Source organism: Enterobacter sp. Cy-643, assembly GCF_011752815.1.
Taxonomy (GTDB): Bacteria; Pseudomonadota; Gammaproteobacteria; order Enterobacterales; family Enterobacteriaceae; genus Cedecea.
Genome location: NZ_VWWV01000007.1, coordinates 44,934 through 64,021 on the forward strand (window position 1 = coordinate 44,934; position 19,088 = coordinate 64,021).

Consider the following 19,088-nt stretch of genomic DNA (forward strand, 5'->3'; position numbering starts at 1 on the left):
TCTTCCCGTTGCACCGTCGAATTTCTAAATTCCCAAATTGCTAAGGCCCCTCGTTGAGGGGCTTTTTTTTGCCCGTCGGCCCGAGAACAGGAGAGAAGCATGACTAACCCGCTCTATAAAAAACACATCATTTCCATCAATGATCTCAGTCGTGAAGAACTTGAACTGGTGCTGGCGACCGCGGCAAAGCTAAAAGCTAACCCACAGCCGGAGTTGCTGAAGCACAAGGTTATCGCCAGCTGCTTCTTTGAAGCGTCCACCCGCACCCGCCTCTCTTTTGAAACCTCCATTCACCGCCTGGGCGCATCCGTGGTGGGCTTCTCCGACAGCAGCAACACTTCGTTGGGCAAGAAAGGCGAGACGCTGGCGGATACTATCTCCGTTATCAGTACCTACGTGGACGCCATCGTGATGCGCCACCCGCAGGAAGGTGCGGCTCGCCTGGCCACCGAATTTTCCGGTGAGATCCCGGTACTGAACGCCGGGGACGGTGCGAACCAGCACCCGACCCAAACCCTGCTGGATTTATTCACCATTCAGGAAACTCAGGGCCGCCTGGAGAGCCTGAATATCGCTATGGTCGGCGACCTGAAATATGGCCGCACCGTGCATTCGCTGGCTCAGGCGCTGGCGAAGTTCAACGGCAACCGTTTCTACTTCATCGCCCCGCCTGCCCTGGCGATGCCGCAGTACATTCTCGACATGCTGGATGAAAAAGGCATTGCCTGGAGCCGCCACGACTCTATCGACGAAGTGGTAGGCGAGCTGGACATTCTGTACATGACCCGCGTGCAGAAAGAGCGTCTGGATCCGTCTGAATACGCTAACGTGAAGGCGCAGTTTATCCTGCGCGCCGCCGACCTGGCCGGCGCACGCGGCAACATGAAGGTGCTGCACCCGCTGCCGCGCGTGGATGAGATCACCACCGACGTAGACAGCACGCCGCATGCCTGGTACTTCCAGCAGGCCGGGAACGGTATTTTTGCTCGCCAGGCGCTGCTGGCGCTGGTGTTAAATCGCGAACTGGTTTAAGTGAGAGGACAAGAAGATGACGCACGATAATAAATTACAGGTTGAAGCCATCAAGCGCGGCACCGTTATCGACCACATTCCGGCTCAGGTTGGCTTTAAGCTGCTGACCCTGTTCCAGCTGACTGAAACCGACCAGCGTATTACCATCGGCCTGAATTTACCGTCCCGCGAGCTGGGCCGCAAAGATCTGATCAAAATTGAAAATACGTTCCTGACCGATGAGCAGGTGAACCAGCTGGCGCTGTACGCCCCGCACGCCACGGTGAACCGCATCGACGAATACGAAGTGGTGGGCAAAAGCACACCAAGCCTGCCGGATCGCATCGAGAAAGTGCTGCTGTGCCCGAACACCAACTGCATCAGCCATAACGAACCGGTAGCTTCTTCGTTCGCCGTGAAGCAGCGCGCCGACGATATCAGCCTGAAGTGCAAGTATTGCGAGAAAGAGTTCGCTCGCCACGTGGTTCTGGTAGATTAACGGCGACTAATGACAAGCAACTTCCCGTCCCTATAATGGGCGGGAGTTTATATCCAATACTGGAATTTATATCCAATAGTAAGGAGAAAGTATGTCACGTACGCTTAGCACGGAAAATGCACCGGCCGCTATCGGTCCTTATGTTCAGGGTGTCGATCTCGGGAGCATGATCATCACTTCCGGGCAGATCCCGGTTAACCCAAAAACCGGCGAAGTGCCGGAAGATGTAGCCGCTCAGGCGCGTCAGTCCCTGGAAAACGTGAAGGCTATCGTTGAGTCTGCGGGCCTGAAAGTGGGCGACATCGTGAAAACCACCGTGTTTGTGAAAGATCTGAATGATTTCGCGACCGTGAACGCCACCTACGAAGCCTTCTTCAACGAACATAACGCGACCTTCCCGGCTCGCTCCTGCGTTGAAGTGGCTCGTCTGCCGAAAGACGTAAAAATCGAAATCGAAGCTATCGCCGTTCGCCGCTAGTTCGCCGCCGCGCTTTTGCTTCTGGCCCCGCTTTCACGGGGCCATTTCTTTCTTACTTCACGGCAGCCCGCAGCAGTTTCTCCAGCGGATACACCGCCGCAATCACCACTTCATCACGAGTCTGCGCCGCAGCATCCAGCTGAGCCTGAATGGCTTTCAGCTCGTCATCGCTGAGCGAACCTTGCTTCGCCACCAGATCCGTCAGCCTTAAGCCCAGCCCGGCGAGCTTGTCCACGTCCTCAGCAACCGGCTTGAGCGGTTTTAGCACGTAGTTGCCGTCGATCAGCGCCAATACATCCGGAGTATTGTTCTGCCAGCGAGTGAAGATATGGCGCAACGCTTCCGCGCTGTTCCCGTCCTCCCTGTCAGCAATCAGTTTGTCTACCCAACCGTTAATCGCCCTGACCTGCCCGCTTTCTGCTCCAAGCGCATCGGCAAAGCGGTTCAGCGGCTCAAAGTGGTTGTAATTCCCGGCCTGGAATTTAAGGTGCTGGCGCGTGTAGTACTGCGCCGGCTCAATAGCCTGAGCGAGAATTTGCAGCGGCATGATCTCCGGTGTACCGGCAAGACGCGTGAGCTGCGTAACGGATTCGGTATGCTGACGCAGGCCAACGGACACCGTGGACCAGGCATCGATGGCCTGCATACGCTGGTACATATTGTCCACGTCTGTGACGTCTTTAGCCGACCACAGCCGCTCGGCCACGGCAAAAGTCCGCGGCCAGAGCTTGATATCCAGCAGCGGGGAAATCACGTTTTCCGCCCACAGCGCTGCCTCACCGCCGAGGATATTGCTCATCTGCGCTTCGGTTGGGACCACAGGCTGTTTGCCATCAGGAATGCCTTCAAGCTTCTGCCCGGTCGCCGGATAGCGCACGTTGCCCACCAGGAAGTAGCCGTTAAGCTTGTCGTTTTCCAGCGTGACTACCGGGCGCGTTTCCCCCATCCAGGTGTCTACCGTAAAGGTTACCTGAGTCGGGTTCAGCCATTTTACGTCATGAACTGCACGGCGGGATTTGCCCTTGAAGTCGATAAATCCGCGCCAGCCACCGTCACTTTTCACCAGCGTAAAACTGCCTTCTACCGGGCTGCCTTTCAGGCGAGGCATGCTGAAGAACCAGCTCTGTGCGCTGTCGGCCTCGCGGATGTGATCCACATTGTTTAACCCAACCGGCAGGACTTCATTGCGGTAGTGGTAGGCGGTGGACTGCGGCTGATCGAGGTAAAAGCCCGTGGACAGAATGCCTTTGTAGCCGTGGGCCGCAATCGCCCCCAGCGAATCCTGCCCCTGCCAGGACTGGATCAAAATGTTCTTCGGCAGATCCGGGTGATAAATCTCATCCCAGCCCATCATCTGGCGCTTATGTTTCTCGAGGATCTTCTCCAGCCGCTGGTTGAAGTACGTTTGCAGCGCGTGAGAGTCCGCCAGGTTGTGCTGCTTCATAAATTGCTGGATGGCGGCGTTTTCTTTCCATTGGGTGTCGTCCACCTCATCCCCGCCGATATGCAGATAACTGTCCGGGAAAATAGCGGTAACTTCGCCAATTAGCGTATCGACAAATTTGTAGGCCACTTCATTAGCCGGGTTCAGTAGCGGCTTCAGTACGCCCCAATTGCGCTCCATTTGGTATGGCCCCGGCGCGCTCATCAGCTCCGGGTAAGCCACCGCCAGCGCTGAACCGTGGCCCGGCAAGTCAATTTCCGGCACCACGCGAATGCCCAGCGAGGTGGCATAGCGTACCACCTGCTTCATTTGCGCCTGAGTGTAGAACTGCCCGTCGCTCGCCAGCTGCTGCAGCTTCGGATAATGGGTCGACGCAAAGCGCCAGCCCTGATCGTCCGTCAGATGCCAGTGGAAAACATTCAGCTTGGCGGCGGCCATCCCGTCCAGCTGACGCAGAATATCGTTCACCGGCATAAAGTGGCGAGCCGAATCAAGCAGCAGCCCGCGCCACGGGAAGCGCGGGACATCTTTGATTTCGACATAAGGAATCGACGTGTTTTGCGGGCCATTTTGAATCAGCTGCAGCACGGTCTCCATGCCGCGCATCGCCCCAAAGCGCGTGTTAGCGGTGAGCTTCACGCCGTCCGCCGTCACGCTTAAAGCATAACTTTCGTCGCTGTCAGCTTTAGGCAGTGGATCAACGGCATGTTTAATGTGAATAGCAATCGTGGGTTTGGCCGGCTGTGCAGCCGCAGGCTGAAGCTGCCAGCCGGTTTGCAGGCTGATACGCTGCCGCCAGCGGTCAATGGCGCCGTCGATCTTATCGCCGCTAATAGCAATAGACACGGCGTTATTCAGCGGCAGGCTGCCCTGCGTGGCCGGGAGTTCGACCTGCTGCGGCCAGGGCATTAGCGGCAAATCCCCTGCCGGGGCGGCCTGCGCCTGGCAGGCAACGGCGATACCTGCGGCCAGCAGGCTGAAACGAAGCGATTTGAACATGGATAATCCTTTCACGTGACGGGCCAGAAAACAGCAAAAACAATCTGTTATCACGTGAAGGATTTTTCAGCAAGGCGGCGGCGAGACGTGGATCACATCTCGCCATTTTTTGGGATTACTGCCAGCCGTAACGGCGGCTATAGAAGCCTTTTACCGCCTGAGTCAGCATCATGTAGCCTGCCAGGATGATCACCAGCAGCGGGAAGTAGCTCAGCGGCAGCGCCTGCAGGTGGAGATACTCCGCCAGCGGGGAGAACGGCAGCGCAATCCCGAGCGCCATCACCAGCAGCGTCATGACCATCAGCGGCCAGGCCGGACGGCTTTGCAGGAACGGAATGCGGCGGGTACGGATCATATGCACAATCAGCGTTTGTGAGAGCAGGCCTTCTACGAACCAGCCGGACTGGAACAGCGTTTGTGCTTCCGGGGAATTGGCTTTGAAAATCCACCACATCACGCCGAAGGTAACAATATCGAAGATGGAGCTGAGCGGCCCGAAGAACACCATAAAGCGGCCCAGATCGGCCGGGTTCCAGCGCTGCGGCTGCTTGATTTGCTCATCGTCGACGTTATCAAACGGGATCGCGACCTGGGAGATATCGTACATCAGGTTCTGAATCAGCAGGTGGATCGGCAGCATCGGCAGGAACGGCAGGAAGGCACTGGCCACCAGCACGCTGAAGACGTTGCCGAAGTTGGAGCTGGCGGTCATTTTGATGTACTTGAGCATGTTGGCAAAGGTACGGCGACCTTCAATCACGCCCTCTTCCAGCACCATCAGGCTTTTTTCCAGCAGGATGATGTCGGCAGCTTCACGGGCGATATCCACCGCACCATCGACGGAAATACCGATATCCGCCGCACGTAACGCTGGAGCATCGTTGATGCCGTCGCCCATAAAGCCCACGACATGGCCTTCACCGCGCAGCAGGCGGACGATGCGCTCTTTGTGCATCGGCGTCAGGCGGGCAAACAGCGTGGTTTGCAGCGCCACGCGCGCCAGCTCGTCATCGCTCATCTCTTCGATGTCGCTGCCGACGATCAGGTCGCCGACTTCCAGGCCGACTTCACGGCATACTTTTGCCGCGACCAGTTCGCTGTCGCCGGTCAGGATTTTCACCGCGATGCCGCTGGCTTTCAGCGCTTTCAACGCAGGCGCGGTGGTTTCTTTCGGCGGATCCAGGAACGCAATGTAGCCTTCGAGGATAAGGTCGGATTCATCCACGCGGCTGTAGTCTGCGCTGCGGGCAGGCAGGAATTTGGTGGCAACGGCAACCACGCGCAGGCCCTGGCTGTTCAGCGAATCGGTGACGCTGCGAATGCGCGTCAGCATCCCTTCGCTGAGCGGCACAATTTCATCCCCGTGACGCACGTGAGTACAGACGTTGAGGATCTCCTGCAGCGCGCCTTTGCAGATAAGCTGATGCACGTCAGACTGTTCGGAGACCACAACCGACATGCGACGGCGGTCAAAATCGAAAGGAATTTCATCTATTTTGTGCCAGCGGGCAACCGCCGTGCGGGCGTGATCGGCATCGACGCCCTCCAGTACCGCCACGTCGAGCAGGTTTTTCAGGCCGGTTTGATAATGGCTGTTCAGCCAGGCGGTATGCAGCACGCGATCGCTTTGCTCACCGAAGATATCGGTGTGGGTTTCCAGCACGATACGGTCCTGCGTCAGGGTGCCGGTTTTATCGGTACACAGGATGTCCATCGCGCCAAAGTTCTGGATAGCATCCAGGTGCTTCACAATGACTTTTTGCTTAGACAGTTTGACCGCCCCGCGCGCCAGCGTGGAGGTCACAATCATTGGCAGCATTTCAGGCGTCAGGCCAACAGCAACAGAGAGCGAGAACAGCGCCGCTTCCCACCAGTCGCCTTTGGTGAAGCCGTTAATCAGCAGCACCACCGGCACCATCACCAGCATAAAGCGGATCAGCAGCCAGCTTACACGGCTGATACCACGCTGGAAGGCGTTAGGTTCGCTTTCCTGCTGGGTAACGCGCCCGGCAAGCTGCCCGAACCAGGTGTTCCCACCGGTGGCGATAATCATCGCCAGCGCGGTGCCGCTCACTACGTTGGTGCCCATAAAGCAGAGGTTGTCGCACTCCAGCGGGTTGTGCTGGTTTTGCTGGCGGCTGACGGCAACTTTCTCGACCGGCAGAGATTCCCCGGTCAGCGACGCCTGGCCAACAAACAGGTCACGCGCCTGCATCACGCGCAGATCCGCCGGGATCATGTCACCTGCGGCAAGCTTAACAATATCCCCCGGCACCAGCTGATCCAGCGGGACTTCGACATAGGCATATTCGCCCTGTTCGTTGATAACGCGCAGCACGGTCGCAGTGTTGCTAACCATCGCCTTCAGCGCATCCGCCGCGCGGGTGGAGCGGGTTTCCTGGATGAAATTCAGCAGGGTGGAAATCACCACCATCAGCGCGATAACGCTGGCGCCGAACAGGTCATCTTCCGTTGCGTAGGAGAAAATACCCAGCGCCGTCAGTAACAGGTTGAACGGGTTGCGGTAACAAACCCAGAGATGCACAAACCACGGCGCGGGCTGCTGCGCCGGGATCTGATTTAGGCCGTGAGTTTCTCGCGCTTTTTCGACTTCGCGAGCGTCCAGCCCTTCCGGGTGGCTGCCAAACTCAACGTAGAGCTGCTCTTCGCTGGCGGCGGCATATTTCAGGCAGGCCTGGGTCAGCGTCGCCGGAATATCAGCGGCCTTCGCCACCACTTTCCCGTCAGGCATAGGATCGCGCTGTACCAGGCGACGCGGCAGGTGGCGGCTCAGTTGGGACATCAGCTGGCGCGTGAGGTTTTTGAATTGCATAAACGTCCTTAGCACCGTCTTGAGCGGCACCTAAGTTTCCTGCAGGCGCAACAAAGCGGCACCAGGCAAGAGAGCATCAACAAGCAGGGACGTAAAAGAGAGCGGTCGTCACTGCCTTACAAAACCGGTAAGGCAGCGGGCGTTAACCTGTGGCTTACCGGAAAATTCCTGTTACTTCAGGGTGAGGACTGGGATCGGGTTCCATGTCATCTCCGGTAGCGTTGAAAGAAAAATAGCATTACGCCTTCTGGCATAATGAGAATGCCAGGTATACTACGCCCGTAAAACTAAACCGTCTGTAAACCAGATTTTGCCCATATCGGGAACGGGATAGCGCGTTAAAACTTTACTCCTGATAAGTATATTCTAAATAATCCGGATTACAGGTTGGTGGCAAACGAGTGACAATCACCGCATTCGTGTCCCAAAGGGAACAGGGCTAGCCGCCACTCTCCAACGAGCCAATTTGCACCGAGATCGCAGGGAAAAGAACAGCCATGCAAAGTCGCCTTACCATCAAAGATATTGCCCGCCTGAGCGGCGTGGGGAAATCTACCGTCTCTCGCGTATTGAACAATGAAAGCGGCGTCAGCGCCCGCACGCGGGAGCGGGTTGAAGCGGTAATGCAGCAGCATGAGTTCTCCCCTTCCCGCTCGGCGCGGGCGATGCGTGGGCAAAGCGATAAAGTCGTCGCCATTATTGTGACCCGTCTGGACTCCCTGTCGGAAAATCTGGCGGTGCAAACCATGCTGCCTTGCCTTTACGAGCAGGGTTACGATCCGATCATGATGGAAAGCCAGTTCTCACCAGAGATGGTTGAGGAGCATTTAGGCATGCTGCGCCGGCGCAACATCGACGGCGTGATTTTGTTCGGCTTCACCGGCATCAACGAGAAAGTGCTTCAGCCCTGGCGCTCCACGCTGGTGCTGATGGCGCGTGATGCCAGCGGCTTCGCTTCGGTGTGTTATGACGATGAAGGCTCTATTCAAATTCTGATGTCCACGCTTTATCAGCAGGGTCACCGGGATATCAGCTTCCTTGGCGTGCCGCACGGCGACGTCACCACCGGTTACCGCCGTCACCAGGCGTATCTCGCTTTTTGCCGTGACCACAATATTGTCCCAAATGCCGCCCTGCCCGGTCTCGCCATGAAGCAGGGCTACGAGCATGTGGTTGAAGTCCTGACCCCAAAAACCACCGCCCTGTTGTGCGCCACCGACACCCTGGCGCTGGGAGCCAGCAAATATCTCCAGCAGCAAAACCGCAGCGATATTCAACTGGCGAGCGTGGGGAACACGCCGCTGATGAAATTCTTGCATCCTGAAATCATCACCGTTGACCCAGGCTACGCCGAAGCCGGTCGCGCCGCGGCTTTGCAGCTGATCGGGCAAATTTCTCAGGGCCAACAGCTGCGGCAAATCGTCATCCCTAGCCACCTACAATAAAACCGCCCCTGATCGGGATTTTGTGATCTTCGCCCGGTTTCGGGAACGTTCCCATTTTCGCAAAATAGAAACCTGGCTACCCTTACAACAGGTCATTACCTCCTACCCAGGGTGTTACTTATGAGCAAAGTAAAACAACAAGACATCGACAAACTGATCGAACTGGTTGGCGGACGCGAGAATATCGCCACCGTCAGCCACTGCATTACCCGACTGCGTTTTGTGCTGAACCATCCCGAAAATGCCCATCCTAAAGAGATCGAAAACCTGCCGATGGTGAAAGGCTGCTTTACCAATGCCGGCCAGTTCCAGGTGGTTATCGGTACCGATGTGGATGATTACTACAAAGCGCTGATTGCCACGACCGGGCTCGACTCCGCCGACAAAGAGCAGGCCAAAACGGCGGCGCGTCAAAACATGAAATGGCACGAGCAGCTGATCTCCCACTTCGCAGAGATCTTCTTCCCGCTGCTGCCTGCGCTTATCAGCGGAGGCCTGATTCTGGGCTTCCGTAACGTCATTGGCGACCTGCCGATGAGCAACGGGGAAACCCTTGCCCAGATGTACCCGGCGCTGAAAACCGTCTATGACTTCCTGTGGCTGATTGGCGAGGCGATCTTCTTCTATCTGCCGGTAGGGATTTGCTGGTCTGCGGTGAAGAAAATGGGCGGCACGCCGATCCTCGGCATCGTGCTGGGCGTTACGCTGGTCTCCCCGCAGCTGATGAACGCCTACGAACTGGGCACCAAAATTCCGGAAGTGTGGAACTTCGGCTGGTTCACCATTGAGAAAGTCGGTTATCAGGCGCAGGTTATCCCGGCGCTGCTGGCCGGCCTGGCGCTCGGCTTCATTGAAACACGAATGAAACGCATCGTGCCGGATTATCTTTATCTGGTTATCGTACCGGTTTGCTCGCTGATCCTGGCAGTTTTCCTGGCGCACACCGTCATCGGGCCGTTTGGCCGTATGATCGGCGACGGCGTGGCGTTCGCGGTTCGCCACCTAATGACCGGCAGCTTCGCCCCTATCGGCGCCGCGCTGTTTGGCTTCCTGTATGCACCATTAGTGATTACCGGCGTTCACCAGACCACGCTCGCCATCGACATGCAGATGATCCAGAGCCTGGGCGGGACACCGGTTTGGCCACTGATTGCGCTGTCCAACATCGCGCAGGCATCTGCGGTTGTCGGCATCATTATCTGTAGCCGCAAGCAGAATGAACGTGAAATCTCTGTTCCGGCCGCTATTTCTGCCTATCTCGGTGTCACCGAACCGGCCATGTACGGGATCAACCTGAAGTACCATTTCCCGATGCTGTGCGCGATGGTCGGTTCCGGCCTGGCTGGCCTGCTGTGCGGCCTGAACGGTGTGATGGCGAACGGGATTGGCGTCGGCGGTCTGCCGGGCATCCTGTCCATCCAGCCTAAGTTCTGGGGCGTCTACGCCATTGCGATTGTTATCGCCGTGATTGTGCCGATTATCCTGACGTCTATCGTTTACAAGCGTAAATTCCGCCAGGGCACGCTGCTGGTGGTGTAGTGAGATCGACCGGGGGCAGAAATGCCCCCCTTTTCGTCAGAGCAAAGTGACTTTTTCTCGCTTTGTGGGTTATCAGCTGAAAATCATCCCATTGATTTTCCTTGTTTATTTTTGATGGCACTTAAGGTTCTTTCTACTGCCAGAAGTTTGTCATCAGTTTGTGGGGCAACTCCGCCCCTTCAGCTAGCAGGAACTCGCTATGAATATCACTCCTCCGTGGTGGCAGAACGGCGTCATCTACCAGATTTACCCGAAGAGTTTCCAGGACACGACCGGCAGCGGGACCGGCGATCTGAAGGGCGTGATTCAGCGTCTGGATTACCTCAAGACGCTGGGCGTAGATGCCATTTGGCTCACGCCGTTTTATGTCTCGCCTCAGATAGATAACGGCTACGATGTCGCTGACTACTGCGCGATAGATCCAACCTACGGCACGCTGGATGATTTTGATTTGCTGGTAGCCGAAGCCCACCAGCGCGGTATTCGTCTGGTGCTCGATATGGTGTTTAACCACACCTCCACGGAGCACGACTGGTTCAAGCAGGCCCAGGATAAACACAGCCCGTTCCGCGAGTTCTATATCTGGCGCGACGGTACGCCGGATATTCTGCCGAACAACTGGCGTTCGAAGTTTGGCGGCAATGCCTGGCAGTGGCAGGCGGAAACGGGCCAATACTACCTGCACCTTTTCGCGCCTGAGCAGGCAGACCTTAACTGGGAAAACCCGACGGTTCGCGCCGAGCTGAAGAAGGTTTGCGAGTTCTGGGCCAACCGCGGCGTAGACGGCCTGCGCCTCGACGTAATTAACCTGGTGTCAAAAGACCAGACGTTCCCGAACGACGTGAACGGCGGTGACGGGCGTCGTTTTTACACCGATGGTCCACGGGTTCATGAGTATTTGCAGGAATTCAGTCGCGATGCCTTTAAGCCGCTCGGCCTGATGACCGTCGGCGAAATGTCCTCTACCTCGCTGGATAACTGCCAGAAATACGGTGCCCTGGACGGCAGCGAACTGTCGATGACCTTTAACTTCCATCACCTTAAAGTGGATTATCCAGGCGGTGAGAAATGGACGCTGGCAAAGCCTGACTACGTGGAGCTGAAATCCATCTTCAACCACTGGCAGCAGGGTATGCACAACGTGGCATGGAACGCGTTGTTCTGGTGTAACCACGACCAGCCGCGCATCGTGTCCCGTTTTGGCCACGAAGGCGAGCTGCGAACCACCTCCGCGAAGATGCTGGCCATGGTGTTGCACGGCATGCAAGGCACGCCGTACATCTATCAGGGGGAAGAGATTGGGATGACCAATCCGCATTTCTCCAGCATCGATCGGTATCGCGACGTAGAAAGCCTGAATATGTTTGCCGAGCTGCGAACCCTTGGCCGCGACAGCGACACGCTGATGGCTATTCTCGCCAGCAAGTCACGCGATAACAGCCGCACGCCGATGCAGTGGGATGCGGGCAGCAACGCAGGCTTTAGCGAAGGCACGCCGTGGATTGACCTGTGCGATAACTACCAGACGGTCAACGCCGCAGCGGCGCTGGAGGACAAAGAGTCGGTCTTCTATACCTACCAGCAACTGATCAAGCTGCGTAAGGCTGAGCCGGTGCTGACCTGGGGGAATTATCAGGATCTGCTGCCGGAGCACCCGCTGGTGTGGAGCTACAGCCGCCAACACGAAGGCCAGACGCTGGTGGTTGCCGCGAACCTTAGCGCGGAAGCGCAATGGCTGCAGCTGGCAGGGCATGAAGGCGAATGGGAAGTGCTGATGAGTAACTACGCTGATGCCGCCCCTAAGCCTGCGGAGATGAGCCTGAGGCCGTTTGAGGCGGTGTACTGGATTAAGCGTTAGCCTGATTACTGACAACCCTCAATGTCGCTTCTGACCCTCACCCTACCCCTCTCCCTGAAAGGGAGAGGGAATAGATTGAGTACTGCTTTACCCATTGTTTGCCCCCTCGCCCCTTTGGGGAGAGGGCCGGGGTGAGGGGAAATCACCCTTTTAGCGCCTGAATCCGACTCAGCCAGCCGTTAACGCCTTCATCGATCAGCGCTTCCGTGATCGTATTCGCCCCCTGAATCAGCGCCGGTGCCTGCCAGATCATACCGGTCTTATTCGCCATCGCGTGGAACGGCAGCAGCAGCTCTTCCACCGTGTAGCGGTTAGCACCTTCTGCACGATAAGCCTCCGCCTGGCCGCCCGTCGACGTCATAACCATCAGCTTTTTGCCGTGCAGCGCGGTGCCGTTAGTCCCGTAGGCAAAGCCAAAGGTTAACACCTGATCCTGCCAGTCTTTGAGGATCGCCGGGGAGCTGTACCACCAGAACGGGAACATCAACACAATCGCGTCATGTTCCACCAGCAGCGCCTGTTCACGCTCAACGTCAATCTGGTGATCCGGGTACTCACGCTTCAGTTCGTGCACGGTGACGCCTGCGATGCTTTTCAGGGCCGCAACGCCAGCGCGGTTAATACGGGATTCATCAGGGGCGCGATGTGCCGCCAGCACTAATATTTTATTCATCTTTCAGATCTCATTTTTTGGGATGAGGCTATCTTTTCAGATGACAGCGCTTACCTGTAGTCCATAACATGGCACATCTGTTTCAACCAAAGGTTACAAGCATGATGCTTTCCGCAGACGTTCATCGGCTCATTCCCGCTTTTCTGGCGGCGGCAGACTGCCAGAGTTTTTCCGAGGCAGCCCGTCAGCTGGGTATTACGCCCGCGGCGGTGAGCAAAAGCATACGTCAGCTTGAACTGCGGCTGGGCATCGTGCTCTTTGTGCGCAATACGCACTTTGTGGTGCTGACCGAAGAAGGGACTGCGCTGCGTGAAGAGGTCGCGCCGCTGTGGCAGGCGCTGAACCAGGCGCTGGTTAACCCGGGTGCTGAACCTTCAGGGCTGCTGCGCGTCAGCGTGATCCCCGGCTTTGGCCGCCACTGCCTGATGCCGATTCTGGGTGAATTCCAGCGGCGCTATCCGCTGATTCGCTTTGAGATGTCGATGGAAACCCGCAGCGTCAACCTCATTGGCGAGCGCATTGACGTGGCCATCGGCCACCGTACGGTAAGAGATAACCGCGTGGTGGCACGCGAACTGTATACCTCAAAAATGATTACGGCGGCGTCACCGGCCTATTTAACACAGTACGGAACGCCAGGGACGCAGGAAGATCTCGCGAAACATCGCTGCCTCATTCACCGCAACTCCGGCACCGGGCGCCTTCAACAGTGGATGAATAACGAAACGCTGTTTGACGAGCCTTCAGCCTGGTTTATCTCCACCTCGCCGGATTCTCTGGTGGATGCCGCGCTCGCCGGCATGGGGATCGTTTATCTTGCCGACTGGTACCTCACCCGCCCCATAGCCGAAGGCAAATTAGCGCCGATTTTGCAGAGTTCGGCTCCGGAGCCGCAGCAGCTCTGGGTGAAGTATGCCGGAGGAAAAATCCCGCCAAAGACTCGGGTATTTGTAGAATATTTATACGAAAAATTAATCGGATAATTTCCCTCCATTCGACAGCGCCCGCCGTTTCTACCGCCCCCGATTTACTTTGTTCTGCATCAATAAAAACGTAAACATGTTTGATGCAAATCACTACATATAGAACTTAAAATGCACCCCAGCCCTATATGTTGTATTCATCGACTATTATAACAACAGTATCTGCAGGATAAGTTTGGGGATTATCTGTGGATAAAAAGGGCCAATTTTCGGAAGGTTTTGACAGGACTACTGGCTATGCGCCACCGAATACGCCCCAGCCTTTGTGGATAACCTAAAAAAACGGAGAAATCATGACACCGCATGTGATGAAAAGAGACGGGTGCAAGGTGCCTTTCACTTCAGAGCGCATCAGAGAAGCCATTCTGCGTGCAGCTAAAGCAGCGGGAGTCGATGACGCGGACTATTGCGCCACCGTCGCAGATATCGTCAGTCAGCAAATGGCGGGCCGCAGCCAGGTTGACATCGGCGAGATCCAGGTCGCCGTGGAAAACCAGCTTATGGCGGGTAACTATAAGCAGCTGGCGCGCGCCTATATTGAGTATCGCCATGACCGCGATATTGAGCGCGAAAAGCGTGGCCGCCTGAACCAGGAAATTCGTGGCCTGGTTGAGCAGACCAACTCTGCCCTGCTCAACGAGAACGCCAACAAAGATAGCAAGGTGATTCCCACCCAGCGCGACCTGCTGGCCGGGATCGTCGCCAAGCATTACGCCAAGCAGCACCTGCTGCCGCGCGACGTGGTACTCGCGCACGAGCGCGGCGATATTCACTATCACGATCTCGACTATTCTCCGTTTTTCCCGATGTTCAACTGCATGCTGATCGATCTCAAAGGCATGCTGACCCACGGTTTTAAAATGGGTAACGCCGAGATCGAACCGCCAAAATCCATCTCTACCGCCACGGCGGTTACCGCGCAGATCATCGCCCAGGTTGCCAGCCATATTTACGGCGGAACCACTATTAACCGCATCGACGAAGTGCTGGCCCCGTTTGTGACCGAAAGTTTTAATAAGCACCGATCCATCGCTGAAGAGTGGCAGATCCCTGACGCGGAGGGATATGCTCACTCCCGCACCGAGAAAGAGTGCTACGACGCCTTCCAGTCCCTTGAATATGAAGTGAATACCCTGCATACCGCCAACGGGCAGACGCCGTTTGTCACCTTTGGTTTTGGCCTCGGCACCAGCTGGGAGTCCCGCCTGATCCAGAAGTCTATTCTGCGCAATCGTATCGCCGGGCTGGGCAAAAACCGTAAAACCGCGGTGTTTCCAAAACTGGTATTTGCGATCCGGGACGGCCTGAACCATAAGTTCGGCGACGCCAACTACGACATCAAGCAACTGGCGCTGGAATGCGCGTCCAAACGCATGTATCCGGACATTCTTAACTACGATCAGGTAGTGAAAGTGACCGGCTCGTTTAAAACCCCGATGGGCTGCCGCAGTTTCCTTGGCGTATACGAAGAAAACGGGGAGCAGATCCACGAGGGGCGTAACAACCTCGGCGTGATCAGCCTGAACCTGCCGCGCATTGCGCTGGAAGCCAAAGGGGATGAAGCCACCTTCTGGAAACTGCTGGACGATCGCTTACTGCTGGCGCGTAAAGCGCTGATGACCCGCATTGCCCGCCTGGAAGGCGTCAAAGCCCGCGTGGCCCCGATCCTCTATATGGAAGGCGCCTGCGGCGTGCGCCTGAAGGCCGACGACGACGTGTCAGAGATCTTTAAAAATGGCCGGTCGACCATTTCTCTGGGCTACATCGGCATCCACGAAACGGTGAATGCCCTGTTCGGTAATCAGCATGTTTACGACAGCGAAGCCCTGCGCGAGAAAGCCGTTGCCATCGTAGCCCGCCTGCGCGAGGCCACCGACAGCTGGAAGGCAGAAACCGGCTACGGCTTTAGCCTTTACAGCACGCCAAGTGAGAACCTGTGCGACCGCTTCTGTCGTCTGGATACCGCTGAGTTCGGCGTCGTGCCGGGCGTTACCGACAAAGGCTACTACACCAACAGCTTCCATCTCGACGTCGAGAAAAAGGTGAATCCTTACGACAAAATCGACTTCGAAGCACCTTACCCACCTTTGGCTAACGGCGGCTTCATTTGCTACGGCGAGTACCCGAACATCCAGCACAACCTGCGGGCGCTGGAGGACGTATGGGACTATAGCTACAAGCATGTGCCTTACTACGGCACCAATACGCCAATCGATGAATGTTACGAGTGCGGCTACACCGGCGAGTTCGAGTGTACCAGCAAGGGCTTTACCTGCCCGAAATGCGGTAACCATGATGCGGCGCGCGTGTCGGTTACCCGCCGCGTATGCGGTTATCTCGGCAGCCCGGATGCTCGTCCGTTCAACGCCGGTAAGCAAGAAGAGGTGAAGCGCCGCGTGAAGCACCTGGGCAACGGGCAGATCGGTTAAGCCATAAAGCGAGCTCCCCTCATCCTAACCCTCTCCCCTAAGGGGAGAGGGAACTGTCTGTGTAAATACTTACGCCGCGAGCTGGTTTTCTCCCTCTCCTGTGACAGAGGGCCGGGGTGAGTGAGAGCAGTCAACACAGTTATGGCGTCAATTGAGATGCGAAAATGAATTATCACCAGTACTACCCCGTCGACATCGTCAATGGCCCCGGCACCCGCTGCACGCTGTTTGTCTCAGGCTGCGTGCACGAATGCCCCGGCTGCTACAACAAAAGCACCTGGCGCGTGAACTCGGGCATGCCGTTTACCGCAGAAATGGCCGATCGCATTATTGCCGACCTCAACGATACCCGCATTAAGCGCCAGGGGATCTCGCTTTCGGGCGGCGATCCTCTGCATCCGCAGAACGTGCCGGATATTCTGACGCTGGTGCGACGCGTGCGTACCGAATGCCCGGACAAGGACATCTGGGTGTGGACAGGATATAAGATTGATGAGCTGAATGCCGCGCAGCAGGAAGTGGTAGCGTTAATCAACGTGCTGGTGGACGGTAAGTTTGTTCAGGATTTAAAAGACCCGGCGCTTATCTGGCGAGGCAGCAGTAACCAGGTCGTTCATCATCTGCGTTAAATCAGGCTTCCCGATAGCCGGCGGGAAGCTTCACTGCAGCACATCATGACGATGCACGTTTCCCCATTCACACATCATATCCAACACCGGGATCAGCGACTTACCACGCTCTGAAAGGCTGTACTCTACCTTGGGTGGAATTTGCGGATATTCGTTCCGGATAATCAATCCGTCATTCTCCAGCTCTTTCAGCGTCAGGCTCAGGGTTCTGAACGAAATAGTCTCAATGCTGCGCTTGAGTTCGTTGAAGCGAATCACCGGCTTATGCTCCGCCAGCGCATAAAGAATGATCATTTTATATTTCCCGTTCACCAGCGACAGCGTGTAGGCAAAGCCCGTGTCGCCCATAAATGCGCAAGAATCCGGCACAGCCTTTTCGCTCATGACACTATCCTTTTGTATAGTACATATCAACAATGACAGTATTGTACTTTAATTTAAAGCTCCCTATGATGCAAACATCAAACAAACGATATTGGACAGCTACCTCAAGAGGAATTAACCATGAAGACGTTAATTGTTGTTATTCATCCGAATATTAATGAGTCTAAAATTAATAAACACTGGGTAAGTGAATTAGAAAAATATCCAGAGTTTTATACCGTCCACAATCTTTATCAGGCATATCCAGATGGCGTTATTGATGTAGAAAGGGAGCAGAAACTGATTGAACAACACGATAAAATTATTCTGCAATTTCCGCTGTACTGGTTTAATAGCCCGCCGCTGTTAAAGCAGTGGCTGGATGAGGTCTTTACCTATGGCTGGGCCTACGGCTCTACCAGCGGGCATAAGCTCAGAGGCCGTAAGTTCGCACTGGCGGTGAGTGCCGGCATCAAAGAAGAGGATTTTTCCCCTGACGGGCGTTATCAGCATTCATTACAGGAAATACTTCTGCCATTTGAAATGACGGCGAAATATGTCGAAGCAGATTATCAGCCTTTCTACGCATTTTATGGTGCCGAATATGAAGTTTCCGCACAGCAGCTGGAAAATAGCGCCAAAGGATATATTGATTACCTACAGTCCTTTTAATATTTAGCCTTTAACACCTGATCATTATATTCTCAATAATTTATTGAGTGATATGTCTTTGCTATGAAAAAGCCACGTAACTACGTGGCTTTTATTTATCAGTGACAGGAGCATAATATTAAATAAGCGCTAGGCTTCCAACGATAATGCCGCTGAGCGTCACCAGCCCGCCGGTTAGCCACAAGGCTTTAGCCGGGAAAGTTTTATGCAGCATGATAAGAGACGGCAGGCTGACCGCCGGCAGCGTAATCAACAGCGCCAGTGCCGGAGCCGTGCCCATCCCTGCCAGCATCATGGTTTGCACGATAGGAATTTCTGCTGCGGTAGGGATCACAAACAGGCAGCCAACAACCGGCATAGCAATAACCCAGAACAGCGTGTCACTCACTGCGCCATCAGCGTGCGGGAACAGCCAGACACGTGCCGCCCCAAGCAACAACACGGCAAGGATATAGACAGGGATTGTGCTCCAGAAGAGCTGCCACAGCGCTTTTCCCCAGCGAATCAGGAAAGTGCCTTCTTCCGTCGAACGGTTAACGGCAGGGACAGACTCAATGTTTTGCGGCTTATCTTTTACCCAGCGCTGCACCAGCCAAGCCACACCGAGCACCGTCGCCAGGCCCGCCGCTAGCCGCACCAAAGCAAACTGCCAGCCCAGAACAAACCCCATAAAGACCAGCGTCGCGGGGTTCAGCAGCGGGTTTCCCAGCCAAAAAGCCAGTGCGCCGCCCATAGAAACGGACTGCCGACGCATTCCCGCCGTCACCGGTGCCGCACAGCAGGTACACATCATGCCAGGGAGAGAGAAAAGCGTACCGAAGAACGTTCCCCGTAAACGCTGTTGCCCCAGGGTGCGTAGCAGCCAGTCGCGAGGAATCAGCACCTGAATTAATGAACCCAGGATGACGCCCAGCACCGCCGCTTTCCAGACGGACAGAAAATAAACCATCGCATAATCCAGCGCGGCTTGAAGCGGATTCGCATCCGCCTGGGCGAGGATAGATTTACCGAGGCTGTGAGTGTCCGCGGCGGTAAAGGCTTTGCCGTAATACGGCTGCCATTTGACGTACCAAAGCCCGGCGACCAGTACCAGGAAAAATAGCGCGGGCTTCCACCAAGGGAACGGACGGGCTCCTGGTGTAGGTGAAGAAGAAAGTGGCATAGCCGATTTCCTAAAATTGATTAGCGAGGTAATTATTTATGCCGACATACTATGCCAGAACGGAGGCAGCG

The 19,088-nt window shown here is 55.8% G+C and carries 15 protein-coding genes; 10 read left to right on the forward strand and 5 right to left on the reverse strand.

The window, feature by feature from the left end; genetic code table 11:
- Positions 1-99 precede the first annotated feature (99 nt).
- The 3 genes from pyrB to ridA all read left to right on the forward strand — a co-directional run bounded on the left by pyrB (position 100) and on the right by ridA (position 1,988).
- Entirely contained in the window at positions 100-1,032 is a 933-nt protein-coding gene (pyrB, locus tag F3J29_RS19870) for an aspartate carbamoyltransferase (protein ID WP_166868710.1), read from the forward strand.
- 16 nt (positions 1,033-1,048) lie between these two features.
- A complete protein-coding gene (pyrI, locus tag F3J29_RS19875; protein ID WP_008454720.1) occupies positions 1,049-1,510 on the forward strand; it encodes an aspartate carbamoyltransferase regulatory subunit in 462 nt (153 codons plus the stop codon).
- Positions 1,511-1,601: 91 nt separating this feature from the next.
- Entirely contained in the window at positions 1,602-1,988 is a 387-nt protein-coding gene (gene ridA / locus F3J29_RS19880) for a 2-iminobutanoate/2-iminopropanoate deaminase (RefSeq protein WP_008454721.1), read from the forward strand.
- A gap of 52 nt (positions 1,989-2,040) precedes the next feature.
- Here the strand turns inward: ridA and F3J29_RS19885 are convergent, their stop codons facing one another.
- Together F3J29_RS19885 and mgtA are read right to left on the reverse strand one after the other, a co-directional pair.
- Complete coding sequence (locus F3J29_RS19885) at positions 2,041-4,431, reverse strand: beta-N-acetylhexosaminidase (RefSeq protein WP_166868712.1); 2,391 nt, start codon at positions 4,429-4,431, stop codon at positions 2,041-2,043.
- A gap of 115 nt (positions 4,432-4,546) precedes the next feature.
- Positions 4,547-7,264: a magnesium-translocating P-type ATPase gene (gene mgtA / locus F3J29_RS19890; protein WP_166868714.1), complete on the reverse strand. Its 2,718-nt coding sequence runs from the start codon at positions 7,262-7,264 to the stop codon at positions 4,547-4,549.
- 497 nt (positions 7,265-7,761) lie between these two features.
- On the opposite strand from mgtA, the gene treR reads away from it, so the two are divergent.
- The 3 genes from treR to treC all read left to right on the forward strand — a co-directional run bounded on the left by treR (position 7,762) and on the right by treC (position 12,106).
- Positions 7,762-8,709, forward strand: a complete 948-nt coding sequence (gene treR / locus F3J29_RS19895; RefSeq protein ID WP_166868716.1) for a trehalose operon repressor TreR — start codon at positions 7,762-7,764, stop codon at positions 8,707-8,709.
- A gap of 120 nt (positions 8,710-8,829) precedes the next feature.
- A complete protein-coding gene (gene treB / locus F3J29_RS19900) occupies positions 8,830-10,248 on the forward strand; it encodes a PTS trehalose transporter subunit IIBC (protein ID WP_008454726.1) in 1,419 nt (472 codons plus the stop codon).
- A 199-nt stretch (positions 10,249-10,447) separates the two neighbouring features.
- Entirely contained in the window at positions 10,448-12,106 is a 1,659-nt protein-coding gene (gene treC / locus F3J29_RS19905) for an alpha,alpha-phosphotrehalase (protein WP_166868718.1), read from the forward strand.
- Positions 12,107-12,248: 142 nt separating this feature from the next.
- Here the strand turns inward: treC and F3J29_RS19910 are convergent, their stop codons facing one another.
- A complete protein-coding gene (locus F3J29_RS19910) occupies positions 12,249-12,779 on the reverse strand; it encodes an NAD(P)H-dependent oxidoreductase (RefSeq protein WP_166868720.1) in 531 nt (176 codons plus the stop codon).
- A 101-nt stretch (positions 12,780-12,880) separates the two neighbouring features.
- Here F3J29_RS19910 and F3J29_RS19915 point away from each other — a divergent pair, with 101 nt between their 5' ends.
- From F3J29_RS19915 to nrdG, 3 genes are all read left to right on the forward strand, one after another.
- Positions 12,881-13,762 carry a LysR family transcriptional regulator gene (locus F3J29_RS19915; RefSeq protein ID WP_166868722.1) on the forward strand — a complete coding sequence of 294 codons (882 nt, stop codon included), beginning with the start codon at positions 12,881-12,883 and terminating at the stop codon, positions 13,760-13,762.
- Positions 13,763-14,055: 293 nt separating this feature from the next.
- Positions 14,056-16,191, forward strand: a complete 2,136-nt coding sequence (nrdD, locus tag F3J29_RS19920) for an anaerobic ribonucleoside-triphosphate reductase (protein WP_166868724.1) — start codon at positions 14,056-14,058, stop codon at positions 16,189-16,191.
- Between the two features lie 164 nt (positions 16,192-16,355).
- On the forward strand, positions 16,356-16,820 hold the full coding sequence (gene nrdG, locus F3J29_RS19925) for an anaerobic ribonucleoside-triphosphate reductase-activating protein (RefSeq protein WP_166868726.1): 465 nt from the start codon (positions 16,356-16,358) through the stop codon (positions 16,818-16,820).
- 30 nt (positions 16,821-16,850) lie between these two features.
- Here the strand turns inward: nrdG and F3J29_RS19930 are convergent, their stop codons facing one another.
- Positions 16,851-17,204, reverse strand: coding sequence for a winged helix-turn-helix transcriptional regulator (locus F3J29_RS19930; RefSeq protein WP_008454744.1), 354 nt, complete (start codon positions 17,202-17,204; stop codon positions 16,851-16,853).
- Positions 17,205-17,324: 120 nt separating this feature from the next.
- Between F3J29_RS19930 and F3J29_RS19935 the strand changes: the two genes are divergently transcribed.
- Positions 17,325-17,855 (forward strand): NAD(P)H-dependent oxidoreductase, encoded by a 531-nt coding sequence (locus F3J29_RS19935; RefSeq protein WP_166868727.1) that lies wholly within the window; start codon positions 17,325-17,327, stop codon positions 17,853-17,855.
- A 118-nt stretch (positions 17,856-17,973) separates the two neighbouring features.
- On the opposite strand, the gene F3J29_RS19940 is transcribed toward F3J29_RS19935, so the two are convergent.
- Entirely contained in the window at positions 17,974-19,017 is a 1,044-nt protein-coding gene (locus tag F3J29_RS19940; RefSeq protein WP_166868729.1) for a permease, read from the reverse strand.
- Positions 19,018-19,088 lie beyond the last annotated feature (71 nt).

Excerpts from the sequence above, each read along its gene's own strand:
- F3J29_RS19930 (WP_008454744.1), bottom strand. The coding sequence starts at position 17,204 with ATGAGCGAAAAGGCTGTGCCGGATTCTTGCGCATTTATGGGCGACACG.
- pyrB (WP_166868710.1), top strand. The coding sequence starts at position 100 with ATGACTAACCCGCTCTATAAAAAACACATCATTTCCATCAATGATCTC.
- F3J29_RS19915 (WP_166868722.1), top strand. The coding sequence starts at position 12,881 with ATGATGCTTTCCGCAGACGTTCATCGGCTCATTCCCGCTTTTCTGGCG.
- F3J29_RS19935 (WP_166868727.1), top strand. The coding sequence starts at position 17,325 with ATGAAGACGTTAATTGTTGTTATTCATCCGAATATTAATGAGTCTAAA.
- nrdG (WP_166868726.1), top strand. The coding sequence starts at position 16,356 with ATGAATTATCACCAGTACTACCCCGTCGACATCGTCAATGGCCCCGGC.
- pyrI (WP_008454720.1), top strand. The coding sequence starts at position 1,049 with ATGACGCACGATAATAAATTACAGGTTGAAGCCATCAAGCGCGGCACC.
- F3J29_RS19910 (WP_166868720.1), bottom strand. The coding sequence starts at position 12,779 with ATGAATAAAATATTAGTGCTGGCGGCACATCGCGCCCCTGATGAATCC.
- nrdD (WP_166868724.1), top strand. The coding sequence starts at position 14,056 with ATGACACCGCATGTGATGAAAAGAGACGGGTGCAAGGTGCCTTTCACT.
- mgtA (WP_166868714.1), bottom strand. The coding sequence starts at position 7,264 with ATGCAATTCAAAAACCTCACGCGCCAGCTGATGTCCCAACTGAGCCGC.
- ridA (WP_008454721.1), top strand. The coding sequence starts at position 1,602 with ATGTCACGTACGCTTAGCACGGAAAATGCACCGGCCGCTATCGGTCCT.
- F3J29_RS19940 (WP_166868729.1), bottom strand. The coding sequence starts at position 19,017 with ATGCCACTTTCTTCTTCACCTACACCAGGAGCCCGTCCGTTCCCTTGG.
- treB (WP_008454726.1), top strand. The coding sequence starts at position 8,830 with ATGAGCAAAGTAAAACAACAAGACATCGACAAACTGATCGAACTGGTT.
- F3J29_RS19885 (WP_166868712.1), bottom strand. The coding sequence starts at position 4,431 with ATGTTCAAATCGCTTCGTTTCAGCCTGCTGGCCGCAGGTATCGCCGTT.
- treR (WP_166868716.1), top strand. The coding sequence starts at position 7,762 with ATGCAAAGTCGCCTTACCATCAAAGATATTGCCCGCCTGAGCGGCGTG.
- treC (WP_166868718.1), top strand. The coding sequence starts at position 10,448 with ATGAATATCACTCCTCCGTGGTGGCAGAACGGCGTCATCTACCAGATT.